We start from the raw sequence: 1,227 nt of genomic DNA, 5'->3' as shown, positions 1-1,227 counted from the left end.
CGGCGTAGACCCCGGGGACGCTCGTGGCCTGGTCGGCGTCGACGCGCAGCCCGGCGTCGAGCGACTTCGGCTCTGGGCTGCGCAGGCAGCCGAGGGCCTGCGCGAGGCGAAGCTCGGGGATCAGGCCAAAGCCGCAGCCAAAGTAGTCGGCCTCGAGGCGCCGCTCTCGGCCGCGCTCGTCGGTGACCACGAGGGCCGTCGCGGGGCTGTCGGGGCGCGCGTCGGCGCCGAGGGCCTCGACGGGCCAGCTCGACCACAGCCGCGGGACGCCGACGAGCCGGGCCGCGAGCTCGGCCGCCTGGACCCGCTTGGAGCGCTGACCTACGGCCGCCGCGCCCAGGCCGATCATCGCGCGCCGGGGGGTCTGCTCGGCCAGGGCGACGAGCTCGGCCCCGCGCGCGCGCAGGTCGGCGGCGACGGCCAGGAGCAGCGGGCCGCTGCCGGCCAGGACCACGCGCTTGCCCGCGACCGGCAGGCCTTGCTTGACCAGGGCCTGGAGCCCGCCGACCCCGAACACGCCGGGGCGGGTCCAGCCGGCGAAGGGCAGGAAGCGCTCGCGGGCGCCGCAGGCCAGGACGAGGGCGTCGGCGTGGACGCGCTCGGGGGATCCGCCCGCGCGCAGGGGCTGAAGATCGAGGCTCAGGGGATCGGCGCGGCCATCCACGGCGACGTGGCGCGCCCGGTAATCGAGGCGCCTGGCTTTGATTTGAGCCTCGGCGCGGGCGATCCACTGGGTCTTGCGCGCGGCTGGCTCGGGGGCCTTGGGCGCCGCGACGTCGCGCCGCCAGATCTGACCGCCGAGGGCCGTGCCTTCGTCGACGAGCATCACCGAGCCCGAGCCGGCCTCGGCCAGCTCGACGGCGCAGGCGAGCCCGCCGGGTCCGGCCCCGACCACGACCACGCGGCTCACGGGCGAACCTCCGGCTCGGCGTCGACGCCCGTCTCGACGCGCAGGTCCGGCTGGCAGGGCTCGAGGCAGGCCCGCGCCCGCTCGGGGAGCGCACCCTCGCCGCGCTGGATCGTGACGGTGCACTCGAAGCAGCTGCCCATGGCGCACAGCGGGGCCCGGGCCAGACCGCCGACGGAGCGCCGGGTGGGTCGCTGGGCGGCGACCAGGGCGGCCGCCAAGCTGGCGCCGGCGGGGACCTCGAGGGTCGCGCCGTCGACGACGATGGTGCAGGTCTCAGGCGGCATCGGAGGCCTCGCGCAGCAGTCGTTCGGGGAGGT

2 protein-coding genes are annotated in these 1,227 nt (G+C 77.3%); both read right to left on the bottom strand.

Annotated features, from left to right (window positions below; all coding sequences use genetic code 11):
* On the bottom strand, positions 1–910 hold a 910-nt coding region (locus PPSIR1_RS41390), incomplete at its 3' end, for an NAD(P)/FAD-dependent oxidoreductase (protein WP_006977322.1).
* Positions 907–1,227: 2Fe-2S iron-sulfur cluster-binding protein (locus PPSIR1_RS41385; RefSeq protein WP_232296646.1), on the bottom strand; the 321-nt coding region annotated here is incomplete at its 5' end. The genes PPSIR1_RS41385 and PPSIR1_RS41390, both read right to left, overlap by 4 nt.

The organism is Plesiocystis pacifica SIR-1 (assembly GCF_000170895.1).
Taxonomy (GTDB): Bacteria; Myxococcota_A; Polyangia; order Nannocystales; family Nannocystaceae; genus Plesiocystis; species Plesiocystis pacifica.
The sequence above is the reverse complement of the archived record's forward strand: the minus strand, read 5'-3'. Positions and strand labels throughout refer to the sequence as shown.